A 14692-nucleotide genomic window follows, 5' to 3' on the forward strand; every position below is an offset into this window, starting at 1 on the left:
CATGACCCTGCACATCGCGGTACTCGACATCCCCTCCAACGGGCACGTCCTGCCGAAGGTCGCGCTCGTCGACGAGCTGGTGCGCCGCGGCCACCGCGTCACCTACGTCGTGGCCGAGCGGCTGGCCGACCGGGTCAGCCGCTTCGGCGCCGAAGTGGTGACCTACCCCTCGCTCGACCCGCTCGCCAGCCTCCGCGAGGACGACCCGGTCGCGGCGACCCGCGCGTTCTTCCGCGAGAACCTGGCCATCCTGCGCGCCGCCCGGGAACACTTCGGCGACGAGCGCCCCGACGTCGTCGCCTACGACGAGGCCGCGTTCCAGGCCGGGCGGATCCTGACCCGGCTCTGGCGGCTGCCCGCGGTGCTGCTGTCCCCGAGCGTGGTGAACAACGAGCACTACTCCTACTTCGACCACATGGAACGGCTGGCGCCCGGGCACCGGGTGGCCGACCCGGTCGAAGAGATCACCGCGGCCCTCGAGGAATTCGGGCTCGACGACGAGTTCGAAGACTTCCTCTGGCGGCAGCGGCGGATCCGGGAGTTCACCATCGTGTTCGTCCCGCCGCGGTTCCAGCCCGCGCACGAGACGTTCGACTCCGGCCAGGTCGTGTTCGTCGGTCCCAGCGTGGAAAAGCGGGACTTCCTCGGCACGTGGGAGCCGCCGGGCGACGGGCTTCCCGTCGTGCTGGTGTCGCTGGGCGGCGTGCGCAACGGCGACGCGACCTTCTTCGAGACCGTGATGGGCGCGTTCGCCGGACGGCCGTGGCACGGCGTGGTGTCGGTCGGTGACACCCTCGACGACGCGCTGCTGGAGCGCCTGTCCGGGCTGGCGCCGAACGTCGAGGTGCGCCGCTGGGTGTCCAATGTGGGCGTGCTGGAGCACGCGGCCGCGTTCGTCACGCACGGCGGCAGCGGTTCGCTGCTGGAGGCGTGGCACACCGCGACGCCGGTGGTCATCGTCCCGCCCGCGCCGGACTTCCTGCCCTACGCCGAATGGATCACGCAGCTGGGCGCGGGCCGCGTGGTCCCACCGTCCGAATTGGACGCCGACCGGCTGGTCGCCGAACTGGAAGGGCTGTTCGCCGACGACGTCGTCCGGGACCGGCTGCTGGAGCTGCAGGCGCACACCCGGGCCGCCGGGGGCGCCCCGCGCGCCGCTGACGCGCTGGAGGCGTACGCGGCGTCGGCCGTCCGTGGGGAGGTGCGGTCGTGACCGCCGGAGCCGTGGTCGTCACCGGCAGCGGATCCGGGATCGGCGCGATCACCGCGGTGACCCTCGCCCAGCGGGGCTACCCCGTCGTGGCGTCCGTGCGCTCGCCCGACCGCGCGGCGGAACTGACCGAGCTGAGCCGCCGCGCCGGGGTCACCGTGGACGTCGACCGGCTGGACGTCACCGACGACGCCGCCATCCCCGGCTTCATCGACGGCGTCGTCGCGCGCCACGGCGGGCTGCACGCGATCGTCAGCAACGCCGGTGTCACCGGGATCGGGACGTTCGAGGACGAAGACATCGCGAGCTACCGCCGCGTTTTCGACGTCAACGTCTTCGGCCCGGTGCTGCTGCTCAAGACAGCCTTGCCGCACCTGCGTGCCGCGGGTGGCCGGTTCGTCGCCGTCGGCAGCATCGCCGGCGTCGTGGGCCTGCCGTTCCAGGAGTCCTACTCCGGCTCGAAGTTCGCGCTGGAAGGCATCCTCGAGAGCTACGCGCACGTCGCCCGGCACGTCGGCGTTTCGGTGTCGATCGTGGCGCCGGGCCCGGTGAGCACGGACGGTGCGCAGGAACAGGACTGGCCGCGGATCTTCGCCGGGGCCGGTCCGTACGAGAAGCTGTTGCGGCAGTACGTCGGCAACGCCGCGGCGGCGGGCTTCCCGGGCCTGCCCGCGATCCAGACCGCGGCCGAGGTCGCGGCCGCTGTCGCGGACGTCCTCGCCGCCGACGACCCACCACTGCGGTACCCGACTTCGCCGAGTGCGCGGGCGTTCTTGGCGGCGAAGCTAGCGGACGTCTCCGGCGACGCGGCCGCCGCCCTGATCGCGGGCTGGCTCACCGCGGAAAGCGCGGCGGAATAGGGGTTTTGAGGGGAGCGGACGCGGGCCGCCCGCCGGTAGCGTCCGTGGCATGCCGGAGAAACTCGACGACAAGACCAGGGCCTTCGTGGACGGGAAGAACTTCCCGGTCGTGGCCACCGTGAACGCCGATGGCAGCCCGCACTCCTCGATCGTGCTGATCAAGCGCGACGTGGACGACTCGCTGCTGTTCGTGACCCACGCGGGGCGCCGGACCGAGCGCAACATCACCCGCGACCCGCGGGTGAACCTGTCCGTGTTCGACCTCGCGAACCCGATCACCTCCATCGAAATCCGCGGTACCGCGAAGGTTCTCGAAGGCGGTGGCAAGGAGCTCGCCGACGAGCTGACCTTGAAGTACCTGGACGAGGTCCACGACGTGGACGACGTCTCCCGGGTCGTCGTCCGCGTGGTGCCGCACCAGGTGATCGCCTTCCCGCCGGAGCCGAAGTGAGCTACGGGCCCGGCCGGGGACCGGGCCCCAGCCCGCTCGCCGACGCGGCGCTCTCGGACCTGCTGGCCGTCCACCGCATGGGTGTGCTCGCGCTGACCACGGCGGCCGGCACCCCGCACCTGTCCACTGTGGCCCAGCACTGGGACCCGGCGGAACGCGTGGTGCGGATCAGCACGACGGCGGACCGGCTGAAGGTCCGGCTGGCGCGCCGGAGGCCGATCGGCGCGCTGCACGTGTCCACACCGGACTTCCTGGCGTTCGCGGTCGCCGAGGGAACGGCGGAGCTGTCGCCGGTGAGCGAAGTCCCCGGCGACGCGGCCGGCCGTGAACTCCTCTCGCTCGACGGGCCGTACGAGCGCGCCGAGGACGAGGAGGCGTTCCTCAAGCAGATGGTGGCCGACCGGCGGCTCGTGCTCCGGCTGCGCGTCACGCGGCTCTACGGCACCGCGCTCGCCGTCTCGTAGGGGTGGCTACTTCGTCGCGACGTCGAGCAGGATCTTCAGCAGTTCGCCGGGCGCGTCCCGCATGAGGTTGTGCCCGCCGTCGAGACTGTGCGTGGTCCACGTGGGATCGGCGCGCAGGCGCTCGTAGACGGGGGTGAAGGGCGATTCTCCGTCCCAGCCGGCGGCGTAGACGTAGTCCCGCCGCCGGACCCGGGCCGGGTCGCCGGTCAGGCGGAGCGGCTGCAGCACCGAGGCCAGGGGGTGCGGGGTGGCCCGCGGGTCGAAGAACGGCAGCGGGCGGACGGCGTACCCGCTGTCGACGACGTCGAGGTAGACGAGGCTGTCCACTCGTCCGGGCAGGCGGTCGGCGGCGCCGGTGATGACCATCCCGCCGTAGCTGTGGCCGACCAGCACGGCGTCGTGGACGTCCTCGGCCGCCAGCAGCGCCGTCACGTCCTCGATGTGGGTGTCGAGGTTGACCCCGCCGGACAGGAGGTGGCTGCGTTCGCCGATCCCGGTCGGTGTCACCGGGTGGACGACGTGCCCGAGCCCGCGCAGCTGTGCGGTCAGGTCGGCGAAGCACCAGCCGCCGTGGCACATGCCGGGAACGAGGACGAAAGCGGTCATGGTCGGGCTCCGGTTTCTTCGGTGTGGTGGCCGGTCGGTGCGAGGTGTGGCCGGGCGCCGGCCAGTACCGCCGCCACGGCGCACAGACCGGCGGTCCAGGCCAGGGGAGTGGCCGGCGAGGTGTGGTCGGCGAGGAGGCCGGCGAGCCAGGGTCCTGCCGTCTGCCCGGTGGCGAACAGCGCGGTGAACGCGGCGAGGGTGGCGGTCAGGTCGGCGGGCGCGACGACGGTCCGGAGGTGCGCGGTGACGGCGGCGGGGACCGCCATGAAGCTTGCCCCGTAGGTGGTGGCGGAGGCGATCACCACCGCGGGCGAGGGCGACAGCAGCGCCAGTGCCGCGCCGGCGGCCAGCACGCCGAGCACGAGAGCCAGCGCGCGCGTGCCGGGCCAGCGCGTGATCGGGCGGCTCCACATCGCCGGCGCCGCCACGACGGCCGCGCCCAGCAGCGTCCAGGTGAGCGTCACCTGGACGACCGGCGCGTGCCGGTTGGCCAGGTACACGGACAGGAAGGTGATGTAGGTGATGTAGCCTGCCGCGAAGAGGAAGTACGCCGCGGCGACCGGCCACAGTGGACGGACTCGGGCGCGGCCCGCTTCGCCGGCCGGTTCCTCCTCGCCGGTTTCCGCCGCCGTCCAGCAAGCCAGTGCCGCCGCCCCGGCGGCGACGCCCAGCCCGATCCACGCCACCTGCCAGTGGCCGGCCAGCCCGGGAATGGCGAGGCCGCTGAGGACGATGCCCAGGCCGGTTCCGGCGAAGTACACCGTGATGGGCGTGCTCGAGCCGGTTCGCGCGGCGGCCCGGGCCGCGATCACCCCACCCGCGATGAACACCACCGCTCCGCTCGCCCCGGCCACGGCACGGACCGCCAGCAGCACCACGAAGACGTCACCGGCCGCCGTGCCGGCCAGTGCGACCGCGGTGACGGCCAGGCCCCAGCGGAACGCCGCGGCCGCACCCCACCGGCGAACCACGGCCGCCGTCGCCACGGCGCCGGCCAGGTAGCCGAGCCCGTTCGCGGTGCTGACCGCTCCCGCCTCGGCCAAGGTCCACCGCAGGTCGTCTCCCATGGCCGGAACGAGCAGGCCGTAGGAAAAGCGCGCGAGACCCAGCGCGGACGCCGTTCCCAGCGCCAGCCGCGCGGCCCGTCGGATCGCTGTCACGCCCCCACCCCCGAGATCGAACCGATCGGTACGATCCGGGACGCTAGCACACTGATCGAACCGATCGGTACGATCGTGGGTATGCCGGTAGCCAAAGGCTCGACCATCGACCCGGAGCGCACCCGCGCCGCGATCCTGCGCGAGGCCACGCAGGTGCTGTACGAACGCGGGCTCGACGGCATCGGGGTGGCCGCGCTCTGCGCCCGCCTCGGGGTGTCGAAGGAAACGCTCTACCGGCACTTCGGCACCAAGGACGGACTCGTCCACGCGGTACTCGAAGCCCGCAGCGACCGGTTCGTCCAGTGGCTGACCGACGTCGTCCGGCAGGCCGGGCCGGACGATCCCGCCGGCCAGCTCGCCGCCCTGTTCGACGCCCTCCAGGGGTGGTACGAGGAGCCCGGGTTCCGCGGCTGCGGAATGCTCAACGCCGCCGCCCAGCACCACACCGCCCCGGTCCGGGCCATCACTGCGCGCCACCTCGGCCGCTACGCCGACCTGCTCACCGAGATCGCCGTCCGGGCCGGCGCCGCCGACCCCGACCGGCTGGCACGGCAGCTGCTCATCCTCGTCGAGGGCGCCACCGCCGTGGCCGACCACCACGACCGGCACGCGGGGGACGACGCACGCCAGGCCGCCCTCACCCTGCTGGCCGCGGCCCGCCGGCCTTGAGCAACGATCCGCGGCGATGCCGGTGCGTCACACCTTGTCCGGGAGCCGCACGGTCCGCCGGCCGGGCAAGGGCTCCGGCAATGTCGCGCGTCGGCGAGCGGGTGACCGGCCGCGTGGTCTGCCCGGCGTCGCGGGGATGTCATGAAAGGGTCGTTCATGTCGTCTGGTGAGGTGAACGACCCTTTCATGACATCGCGGAGGGGCGGATCGGCCCGACTGCCCGACTTTGCCGGGCCCCTGGCCAGCCGGGCTTGCTTCACGCCGGGTCCGGGAGCCGCACCGCCAGCTCCCGGATCCGGTCCACCAGGCGGGCCTGCGCGATGACCGGCGCGCCCTCCAGACCCGACGGCACCCCGTCCCGCACGCGGGCGACGAACCGGGACACGACCGCGGCGAAGTGGTCGTCGGCCGGCAAAGTCAGCTCCTCGACGCGGTTCCGGCGCTCGATCCGGATGACCGGCGCGTGGCCGGCGGGCGGGGTGTAGGCCCACAGCACCGAGAGCCGGCCCTCGTCGCCGCCGAGTTCGTAGCGGGACCGGTACGCGTGCCGCATCCCGAACGTCAGGTGCGCGGATTCGCCGCGGGGCCCGGTCAGCAACGCGGCGCCGCCGACGTCCACGCCGAGACCGGCGTCGATGTTCAGCGTGGCCCCGGCGACGTCGGTGGCTTCGCCGAAGAAGTGCAGCGCGGTGCGGACCGGGTACACGCCGATGTCGAGGAGCGCGCCGCCACCGACGTCCGGCTGGTAGCGCATGTCTCCGGCGGCGGGAGCGGGGATCGCGAACTCGGCCGTGAGCGTCCGCGGGGTACCGACGACGCCGTCCGCGACGAGATCGCGGACCGCCGCGTGCTGCGAGTGGCACAGGAACATGAAGTTCTCGAGCAGCGCCAGCCCGCGCTCATCGGCCGACGCCACCAGGTGCTCGACCTCTTTCGCCGTGGTGGCAAGGGGTTTCTCGGCGAGCACGTGCAGGTCCGCGCGCAAGGCGCGGTCGATCCATTCGGCGTGCAACGCCGCGGGTAATGGGACGTGCACCGCGTCGAGATCGTCGCGCGCGAGCAACCGGTCGTACCCGGTGACGGGCTCGCCGCCGAACCGCGCCGCGAACCGCGCGGCCTTGGCCGGGTCCCGGCTCGCGACGGCGGCGACCACCACGTTCGGATTCCCGGTCAGTGCGGGCAACATCTTGCGCCAGGCGATGCTCGCGCAGCCGAGGACACCGATGCGTAGCGGGCTCATACCCGCCGACCCTACGGCCGCGGCGGCGTGCGGACCGAAGCCGGCGAAGACGTTAGGGGCTGATCGGGGTGCTGTTCCAGTCGCTGGGAGCCCGCCCCGGAATCCGTGGGGCCCGGGGTATAACTCCCGGGGAGCGGTAGGGGGGTTTACCGTCGGAAATTGGGGGAACTGTGCGCTTCAACGTCTTGGGACCGCTGGAGATCGTGCACGAAGAATCGGCCGTCGAATTGACCGGGCTCACGCGGCGGGCGACGTTGGCGATGCTCGTCCTGCACGCGAACGAACCGGTCGGGATGGCGCGCCTGCAGGAAGCGCTGTGGCCGAAGAGTTCGCCGCCGACCGCCCGGAAGATGATCCAGAACGCGGTTTCCGGGCTGCGCACACTGCTGCCGCCCGGTGGGCCGGCCAAGCTGGCGCGGTCGTCCTCGGGGTACCAGCTGTCGGTCGAACCCGGGCAGGTCGATTCCCTGCGCTGGGACGAACTGGTGCGGGCGGGCCGGGTGGCCGCGTCGGCCGGCGATTTCGACCGCGCGGCAATGGAATTCGGCGAAGCACTCGGCCTGTGGCGCGGCCCGGTGCTCTCCGATCTGGTCGAGGAGGGGCTCGACTGGCCCGAGCTGGAGGCCCTGCGCGGCGCGGAACGCGCGGTGACGCGGGAGTGGGCCCAGGCGGCGCTCGCCGCCGGGTGGCACGAGGAGGTGGTGGGCGAGCTCGCCGCGGCGGTGCTGGCCGAGCCCCTCGACGAAGAGCTGCGCCGCCGGCTGATGCTCGCGTTGTACCGCAGTGGACGGCAGGCGGAGGCGCTGGAGGTGTACCGGGCCGGGCGTGACGCGCTCGCCGCCGAGCTCGGTCTGGACCCCGGCCTGGAACTGCGCCGGATGGAGCGGGCGATCCTCGCGCACGACCAGTGGCTGTGGACGCCGGAGGCAGCCGGGGTGGCGGCCGCGCCGGAGCCGGTGGCCGCCCTCCGCCCCCAACCGGCGGCCGCGGAGGTTGTCCCGGCCGTGCCCGCCGCACCGGAGGTGCCCGCTGCCTTGGTGCGGAAGTGGGTGAGCGTGCTCGCCGTCCGCCCGGAGCCGGCTGCGGGCGCCGACGCCGACATCGAGGACGTCGCGGCGGCCCGGGAAGAGCTGGCCGCCGTGCTGCGCACCGTCGCCGAACGGTTCGGCGGCCTGATCCGGGAACCGGCCGGTACCCGGCTGCTCGCGGTGTTCGGCGTCCCGAAGGCGGGTGACGACGACGCGGAGCGCGCGGTCCGGGCCGCGCTCGCACTGCGGGACGTCGTCGCCGCCCGGGCGGGCACGACGCTGCTCGACGGGGTGCGGCTGGCCGTCGCCACGGGCGAGGCCCTGGTGCCGGGTGCGGTGGATCCGGTGCCGCAGGCGGATGTGCCGGAACCCGGTGAGGTGGCCGAGGTCGCCGTCATGCTGCTGGGCTCCGCCCGCCTCGGCGCGGTCCGGGTGTGCGAGGCGACCGCCCGCGCCGTCCGCGGGTTCCTGGTCGAACCCGGGCGGGCGGACGTCTCGGCGTTGCGGGACACCCCCGAGGGCGTGCCGCGTCCCCGGCTGGTGGAGCGCGACCGGGAACTCGCCCGGCTGCGCCGTGCGCTCGACGAAGTGGCGCACCGGCGCGAACCGCGGGTGATCACCGTGTTCGGCGAGCCGGGCATGGGCAAGACGCGGCTCCTCGAGGAGTTCGCCCAGTCGGCGGCCGGGGGCCCGGTGCGCGTGCTGTCCTGCCGGGTCGGCCGCTTCGAGTGGCACCGCCCGCTCGGCGCGCTGGTGGACGCGGTCCGGCCGGAAAACGCGCGGGGTCACCCCGCCGCGCGTCAGCGGGTGTGTGACCGCACACCGGTCCCGGCGCGTGCCGGCGCCCGGACGCGGGAAGTCGCCGCGGACTGGTACCAGCAGGTGCGGGCGCTGGCGGAGCGGTCGACGACGGTGCTCGTCGTGGACGACCTGCACCGGGCCGGCCGCGAGCTGCTCGACGTCCTCGACCGCGTCGGCGAACGGCTCGCCGGGCTGCCCGTGCTGGTGGTCGCCGCCGCCCGGGCGGAACTCGCCGAACGGTGGACCGGCGAGGCGTGCCGCCTGGACCTCGACCCGTTGTCCGCCACCGGGGTGGCGCGGCTGCTGACGTCGCTGGCGACCGAGGCCGGACTGCTGGGCGGGCCCGACCCGATGCCGGGACTGGCGGAGGTCATCGAGGACGGCCTCCTCGGCGCGATGACCGGCGGCAACCCGCTGCTGACCGTGGAGCTCGTCGGGCACCTCAGCGGCCGCAGCGGCGCCCCGGTCGTCATCCCGAGCGCGGGCCCGTTCGGCCCGCCGTGCGGGGTGGTCCGGTTGAGCACCCGCACCCACGCCGTGGTGTCGGCTTGGCTGGACACCCTGCCCGGATCGGTGCTCGGGGCGCTGCGGGACGCGGCGGTGTTCGGGGACGTCGTCTCCCCGCGCGCGCTGGCCGCGCTGGACCCCGCGGGCCGGCCGGACGCCGCCGACGCCCTGGAGCACCTCGTCCGCCGCGGCCTGATGCTCCGGACCGGGCGGCCGGAGGACCCGGAGTACCGGTTCCGGCACGGGATCGTCCGTGACGTCGCCTACGCGCAGCTGCGCCGGGCCGAGCGGGCCGCCCGCCACCGGGCGGGCGCGCGGTGGCTGCGGCTGAGCCGCCGGCACGTCCGCGACTCGGTGTCCCACCATCTGAACCGGGCGGAAGTGCTGGAAGAGCAGCTCGCCGACAGCGACTGCCTGGACGTCATCGACCTCGCCGTCTGACGGGCGGGTCGAATGGAGGCGCAGTTCCCGGCGGATGGACGACGCCTCACAAGATCGGACGGCGGGTCGGCCGACGAAGGCACGGCGACGGCGGCCACCCGGCGGCGCCGCACGGCTCGCGCACCCCAAGCGACCCGATGGCGGAGAACGTGATGTTGATCGAACGGGATGATCTCGTCCACCGGCTCGACGTGCTGCTCGAGACCGGCGCGGACGGCGGCGCGGTGGTCTTGTTGGAAGGCCCGATCGGCTGCGGCAAGACCGCGCTGCTGCGGGAATTGACCGCCCGCGCGGCGGCCCGCGGCCTGACCTGCCTCCCCGCCACCGGGGCTCGGGCGGAGCGGGTCAGGCCGCTGGGCCTGGCGCGCCAGCTGCTGCGGGGCACGCCGGCGGTCGTGGAAGCGGCCGGCGACGGTCCCGAGCTCACCTTGGAGCTGATCCGCCGGTTCGACGCGATCCTGGACGCCTTGCCCCGCACTGCCGGGCAGCCGCTGGTCATCGGGGTCGACGACCTCCAGCTCGCCGATCCGGCGTCGCTGGAGTTCCTGCTCTACCTCGCCCGGCGGCTGCCTGCCGAACCGATCCTGCTCGTGCTCGCGGCGGAAACGGAGACGACCGCGCTGCCGGAGGAGTTCCGGGCCGAGCTGAGCCGCCAGGCGCACTTCACCGCCGTCCGGGTGCCGATGCTCTCTGGCCACGGCGTCGCCGAGCTGCTCGGCGTCCGGCTGGGAGCGGCCCGGGCGGGGGAGTGCGCGGAAACCGCCCTCGAGGTGACCGCGGGCAGCCCGCTGCTCGTGACCGCGCTCGCCGAGGACTACGCCGCCGGCGGCGACGCGCCGTCTGCGGACCGGTACGGCCGCGCGGCGGTGAGCTGCATCCACCGCGGGGAACCGAGCCTGGCCGGCACGGCGGCCGCGCTCGCGGTCCTCGGCGGTGCCACGGATCCCGCCGATCTCGCCGCGGTGGCGGAGCTCGAGCGGGAGTCCGTCGAGGTCGCCCTGCGCGCCTTGACTTCCGGTGGGCTGCTCAGCGGCGGGGTGTTCCGCCACGAGGTGGCGCGCTCGGCGGTGCTGGCGGGGTTGTCCGCCGCGCGGCGGGCGACCTTGCACCAGCGCGCGGCGAAACGCCGGCACGAGCTCGGCGCCCCGGCGAGCGTGGTCGTCGACCACCTCCTGGCCACCGAGCGCGCGCCCGAGCCGGCCGGGACGTGGGCCGTCGACGTGCTCGTCGAAGCCGCCGAACGAGCTTTGCTGGCCGACGAAGCCGAGCGGGCCGCCCACTGCCTCCAGGTGGCCCGCCGCCACTGCGGGGACGCGGAGGAAGGCGGGAAGGTGTCGGCGCGGCTGGTGCGGGTGCTCTGGCGGATCGGCCCGTCGGCCTGCTCGGCCACCCACCTCACCGACGCGGCCGCGCACGCACGGGGCCAGGACCTGTTCGAAATCGCCCGGCAGCTGCTGTGGCACGGCCGGGCAGAGGAGGCGGCCGCCGTCCTCGACCGGGTGCGCGAGGGTGCCGCCGACGCGCCCCTCGCGGTGGCGAACCTGGAAACCTGGCTCGCCCACTGGTACCCGCCGGTCGCGCGGCGCCGGCCGCCGGCGGTCCCGGCGCAACGGGGTGGCTCGCCGCTGTACCCGGACACCGACCGCTGGCTGCACGCCGCCGCGCGGCTGGTCGAAGCGCTGATGAACGGGCTGCCGCACCGGGCGGTCGAGCAGGCCGAGCAGGTCCTGCGGGACGTGCACCTGGGGCGCGCGGCGAACTGGGCCGAGGAAGCCGCCGTCCTCGCCCTCGAAGTGCTCGTGCGGGCGGGGAAGGGCGAGGACGCGATGACGTGGGGCGAGCGGCTGCTCACGGGCCGCCCGTCCGTCGCCGGCGTGACCGGCCGGGCGCGGATCACGGCGGTGCTCGGGCTGGCCGCCGTCGAGCGCGGCGATCTGGTCGAGGCCGTCCGGCGCTCGCGCGAGGCGTTCGACCTCCTGCCGCCGCAGGCGTGGGGGGTCGGGGTCGGCGTGCCGCTCGGCGTGCTCGTCGAGGCGCTGACCGGGCTGGGTGATCTCGACGAGGCGGCCGCGTGGCTCGTCGTGACGGTGCCGGACGCCGCTTCGGGCAGCCTGGCGATGGTCCGCTACCGCTACGGCCGCGGCCTGCACCAGCTCGCGACCGGCCACGCCTACTCCGCCCTCGCGGACTTCTCGGCGTGCGGGGACCTCTTGCGCAGCTGGGGACTCGGCACCGGCGAGGTGGTGGCGTGGCGGCTCGGCGCGGCGCGGGCGTGGCTGCAGATCGGGAACACCGACCAGGCGCGGCGGATGGTGCACCACCAGCTCGCGCAAGCGGCCACCCGGCAGCCGAGGGCCCGGGGGCTGACGCTGCGGGTCCTGGCGGCGGCCAGTCCGGCGAGCCGCCGGCTGGAGCAGCTGACCGAGGCGCTCGAACTGCTCGAGTCCGCCGGCGACCTCACCGAACAGGCCTACGTGCTCGCCGACCTCAGCCGCGCGTACGGCCGGATCGAGGAGACGCGGACCGCGCGCCTGATGCTTCGCCGCGCGCTGCACGTCGCCCGGGTGGCGCAGGTGCGGCCGCTGGTCCGGGAGCTGATGGAAGTCCCCGACGGCAGCGACGGCGTGGAGCCGGAGTCGATCGACTCGGCCGCGACGCTGTCCGACTCGGAGCGCCGGGTGGCCGGCCTGGCGGTGATGGGGTACTCCAACCGGGAAATCGGCGCCAAGCTCTACATCACCCGCAGCACGGTCGAACAGCACCTGACCCGCGTGTACCGCAAGCTCGGCGTCAAGCGGCGCCGGGACCTGCCCACCGACCTGTGGACCGATGTCACGGATCCCCGGTGACCACTGTGGACCGGGCGAGCAGCACGGCACCGTGCAAAGAGGACAGTCCGCCGAACCGGGCGGCGCGGACCAGTGGTGGCGGGTGCGCCGGGCGCGTCAGCTCCCGCACCCGCGCGGCGACCGCTTCGACGTAGCCGGGCAGCCGGGGCGGTACCCCGCCGCCGAGCACGGCGGTCTTCGTGCCGAGCAGCTCGCCCGCCGCCACCACGGCGAGCGCGAGCGCGGTGCAGGCCTCTTCGATCGCGGTGCACGCCCACGGCACCCCGCCGGTCCAGCCGGCGCTCAGCTCGTCGAACGTGACCGGCTCCCCGCGCAAGCGGCTCGCCCGGCGCAGCGTCGCCGGTCCGGACGCGGCCGCCTGGACGCAGCCGCGCCGTCCGCAGTCGCAGCGGGGGCCGGCGGCGTCGACGACGACGTGCCCGAGCTCGCTCGAACCGCGCCCGGGCCCGGGCAGCGAGCGGCCGCCGGACACAACGCCCCCGCCGACGCCGGTGCCGACCCCGAGGTAGACGAGGTCGGCCGCGTTCGCGGCGTCGGCCTCGGCGAGCGCGGCGAGATCGCCGTCGTCGGCCCAGCGCACCGGCGCGCCCCCGCCCAGGGCGCGCAGCGGCCCGGCGAGGTCGAACTCCTGCCAGCCGGGACGCCCCGGCCAGGCGCGCACGACTCCGGCGTGGTCGACGGTGGCGGGCAGGGCCACGCCCACAGCGGCGATCGGACGGCGCCGGCGCTCCCGGGCCGCCGCCACGGTCGCGGCGAGCAGCCCGAGGTCGTCGGTGGCCGAGCCGCCCGCCGGCCACGGGGTGCTCACCTGCACCGGGGCGGCGCCGGGCGCTTCGAGCCGGACGGCGAGCTTGGTGCCGCCGATGTCCACGCCGAGCACGGCGGGGGCGCTCATCCGAGGTCTCCGAGGCTGTGCAGGCAGCTGACCAGGCTGCGCGCCTGGACGTTGAGGTAATGGCTGTGCCGGAGCAGGCCGACCAGCTGGGGCACGGTGAGCCAGCGGTGGTCGGGCCCCGGTGCCGGGATCGCCGCCGGCGGCACCTCGACGATGAGGTAGCGGTTGAGCGAGTCGAGGAACCGGCCGCCCTCCTCCGAAAGCAGGCTCTCGAACAGGATCCGCTCCGGCGGGGCGCCGAGCACCTCGTCGAGGAACGCCGGCCGGGCGGCGGAGCTGAGCACCTGGTAGTTCTCCGGGCGGCACTGCACCGTGGGCGCCAGCTCCACGAGGTCGAGGTAGCCCGGTTCGACCCGGGCGTGCACGAGCACGTGGGGCACGCCGTCGAAGCGGGTGAGCAGGAAGGCGACCACGCCGAGCCCGGCGGGCTCGATCATCGGCTGGGTCCAGCCGCCGACTTCGCGGTGCTTGCTGCGCGCGTCGACCGCGACGACGCGGAAGAAGGCGCCGGTCTCGTGCCGGATCTCCGCGTCGTCGCGGACCCAGCCCGGGATGCCGGACAGCGGAACCGGGCGGGCGGTGATTTCGGTGCGGCTGCGGGCATCGGTGATCCAGCTCAGCACCTCACCCGGCGGGTGCAGGCTGGACGTGCCCGGTTCGTCGGTGGCGAACGGCAGGCACGAGAGCACCGTGCGGGTGTCCATGTTGACGACGTCGTCGGCGGCGAGCAGCCGGTGGATCTGGCCGAGGGTGAGCCAGCGGAAGGCCGCGTGCGGCTCGGCTTCGTGCCCGGCGGCCAGCTGGACGACGATGTTGCGGTTGCGCTTGCGGTAGAACCAGGAACCCTGCTCGGACTGCAGGACGTCCGCGAGCACGCGGTGTTCCCCCGGTTCGCGGAAGTAGTCCACGTAGGGCACCGCCCGGCCCTGGTGCACCCGCGTGTAGTTGCTGCGGGTGGCTTGCACGGTCGGCGAAAGCTGGATGCCGCTGCTGTTGCCCGGCTCGTTCTTGGCCTGCATCAGGAAGTGCAGCACGCCGTCGAACTCCTGGACCAGGATGCCGAGGATGCCGATCTCGGGCTGGTTGATGATCGGCTGGGTCCACCGGGGCACCGCGCTGCCCGGGAACTCCACGGCGAGACCGTGCACCTGGAAGAACCGGCCGGAGTCGTGCCGCAGGTCCCCGGTCGCCTCGTCGACGTGCCAGCTGCGGAGAGCGGAGAACGGGATCCGTTGCAGCGAAAGGGCATCCGCCTCCCGGCGCTCGGCGAGCCAGGCGTCGACCTCGGTGGTGCTCAGCACCCCTTCGGTCGCGGCGGCCGACCGGGCGATCCGCTCGGCCGTCGCCGCGTCCGCCCGGCGCAGCTCGGCGTAGCTGGAAAGTGTCACGAACTGCTCCTTGTCCCCGGGGAGTTGGCCGCGTCCGACGTTAAGGACCACACCGGGACACCGGAACGAACCGGCGCCGAATGCGGGGTGCGGTGCGGGAGCCCGGTGCGCGGATAGGGGTGC

At 74.4% G+C, this 14692-nt stretch carries 12 protein-coding genes; 7 read left to right on the forward strand and 5 right to left on the reverse strand.

Going from position 1 to position 14692, the window contains the following annotated elements; translation table 11 throughout:
* The first annotated feature begins 1 nt into the window (after position 1).
* The 4 genes from ACLJQM_RS10990 to ACLJQM_RS11005 are packed head-to-tail and all read left to right on the forward strand — an operon-like array spanning position 2 to position 2985.
* A complete protein-coding gene (locus tag ACLJQM_RS10990) occupies positions 2-1213 on the forward strand; it encodes a macrolide family glycosyltransferase (protein ID WP_410631056.1) in 1212 nt (403 codons plus the stop codon).
* Positions 1210-2070: an SDR family NAD(P)-dependent oxidoreductase gene (locus ACLJQM_RS10995; protein WP_410631057.1), complete on the forward strand. Its 861-nt coding sequence runs from the start codon at positions 1210-1212 to the stop codon at positions 2068-2070. The genes ACLJQM_RS10990 and ACLJQM_RS10995 overlap by 4 nt, the downstream gene beginning before the upstream one ends.
* A 49-nt stretch (positions 2071-2119) precedes the next feature.
* Complete coding sequence (locus ACLJQM_RS11000) at positions 2120-2521, forward strand: TIGR03618 family F420-dependent PPOX class oxidoreductase (protein ID WP_410631058.1); 402 nt, start codon at positions 2120-2122, stop codon at positions 2519-2521.
* On the forward strand, positions 2518-2985 hold the full coding sequence (locus ACLJQM_RS11005; protein WP_410631059.1) for a pyridoxamine 5'-phosphate oxidase family protein: 468 nt from the start codon (positions 2518-2520) through the stop codon (positions 2983-2985). Before ACLJQM_RS11000 ends, ACLJQM_RS11005 begins: the two co-directional genes overlap by 4 nt.
* A gap of 6 nt (positions 2986-2991) precedes the next feature.
* On the opposite strand, the gene ACLJQM_RS11010 is transcribed toward ACLJQM_RS11005, so the two are convergent.
* Both ACLJQM_RS11010 and ACLJQM_RS11015 read right to left on the reverse strand, forming a co-directional pair.
* Positions 2992-3591 (reverse strand): alpha/beta fold hydrolase, encoded by a 600-nt coding sequence (locus tag ACLJQM_RS11010; RefSeq protein WP_410631060.1) that lies wholly within the window; start codon positions 3589-3591, stop codon positions 2992-2994.
* The gene (locus ACLJQM_RS11015) at positions 3588-4751 is read right to left on the reverse strand and encodes a YbfB/YjiJ family MFS transporter (RefSeq protein WP_410631061.1); all 1164 of its coding nucleotides are present in this window, start codon (positions 4749-4751) and stop codon (positions 3588-3590) included. Before ACLJQM_RS11015 ends, ACLJQM_RS11010 begins: the two co-directional genes overlap by 4 nt.
* A gap of 81 nt (positions 4752-4832) precedes the next feature.
* Here ACLJQM_RS11015 and ACLJQM_RS11020 point away from each other — a divergent pair, with 81 nt between their 5' ends.
* Positions 4833-5420 carry a TetR/AcrR family transcriptional regulator gene (locus ACLJQM_RS11020; RefSeq protein ID WP_410631062.1) on the forward strand — a complete coding sequence of 196 codons (588 nt, stop codon included), beginning with the start codon at positions 4833-4835 and terminating at the stop codon, positions 5418-5420.
* A gap of 256 nt (positions 5421-5676) precedes the next feature.
* Here the strand turns inward: ACLJQM_RS11020 and ACLJQM_RS11025 are convergent, their stop codons facing one another.
* A complete protein-coding gene (locus ACLJQM_RS11025) occupies positions 5677-6660 on the reverse strand; it encodes a Gfo/Idh/MocA family protein (protein WP_410631063.1) in 984 nt (327 codons plus the stop codon).
* 170 nt (positions 6661-6830) lie between these two features.
* Here ACLJQM_RS11025 and ACLJQM_RS11030 point away from each other — a divergent pair, with 170 nt between their 5' ends.
* Together ACLJQM_RS11030 and ACLJQM_RS11035 are read left to right on the forward strand one after the other, a co-directional pair.
* Positions 6831-9437 (forward strand): BTAD domain-containing putative transcriptional regulator, encoded by a 2607-nt coding sequence (locus ACLJQM_RS11030; RefSeq protein WP_410631064.1) that lies wholly within the window; start codon positions 6831-6833, stop codon positions 9435-9437.
* A gap of 152 nt (positions 9438-9589) precedes the next feature.
* A complete protein-coding gene (locus ACLJQM_RS11035; RefSeq protein ID WP_410631065.1) occupies positions 9590-12286 on the forward strand; it encodes an AAA family ATPase in 2697 nt (898 codons plus the stop codon).
* On the opposite strand, the gene ACLJQM_RS11040 is transcribed toward ACLJQM_RS11035, so the two are convergent.
* Both ACLJQM_RS11040 and ACLJQM_RS11045 read right to left on the reverse strand, forming a co-directional pair.
* On the reverse strand, positions 12270-13181 hold the full coding sequence (locus ACLJQM_RS11040) for an ROK family protein (RefSeq protein WP_410631067.1): 912 nt from the start codon (positions 13179-13181) through the stop codon (positions 12270-12272). The two genes, ACLJQM_RS11035 and ACLJQM_RS11040, sit on opposite strands and share 17 nt — an antisense overlap.
* Entirely contained in the window at positions 13178-14569 is a 1392-nt protein-coding gene (locus ACLJQM_RS11045; protein WP_410631068.1) for an NDP-hexose 2,3-dehydratase family protein, read from the reverse strand. Before ACLJQM_RS11045 ends, ACLJQM_RS11040 begins: the two co-directional genes overlap by 4 nt.
* Positions 14570-14692: the final 123 nt, after the last annotated feature.

Origin of the sequence: Amycolatopsis sp. cmx-4-83 (assembly GCF_046548815.1) — a bacterium.
GTDB classification, from domain to species: domain Bacteria; phylum Actinomycetota; class Actinomycetes; order Mycobacteriales; family Pseudonocardiaceae; genus Amycolatopsis; species Amycolatopsis pretoriensis_A.

Bases quoted from the DNA above. Each gene is read 5' to 3' on its own strand.
- ACLJQM_RS10990 (WP_410631056.1), top strand. From the start codon at position 2: ATGACCCTGCACATCGCGGTACTCGACATCCCCTCCAACGGGCACGTC.
- ACLJQM_RS11000 (WP_410631058.1), top strand. From the start codon at position 2,120: ATGCCGGAGAAACTCGACGACAAGACCAGGGCCTTCGTGGACGGGAAG.
- ACLJQM_RS11010 (WP_410631060.1), bottom strand. From the start codon at position 3,591: ATGACCGCTTTCGTCCTCGTTCCCGGCATGTGCCACGGCGGCTGGTGC.
- ACLJQM_RS11020 (WP_410631062.1), top strand. From the start codon at position 4,833: ATGCCGGTAGCCAAAGGCTCGACCATCGACCCGGAGCGCACCCGCGCC.
- ACLJQM_RS11025 (WP_410631063.1), bottom strand. From the start codon at position 6,660: ATGAGCCCGCTACGCATCGGTGTCCTCGGCTGCGCGAGCATCGCCTGG.
- ACLJQM_RS11035 (WP_410631065.1), top strand. From the start codon at position 9,590: ATGTTGATCGAACGGGATGATCTCGTCCACCGGCTCGACGTGCTGCTC.
- ACLJQM_RS11040 (WP_410631067.1), bottom strand. From the start codon at position 13,181: ATGAGCGCCCCCGCCGTGCTCGGCGTGGACATCGGCGGCACCAAGCTC.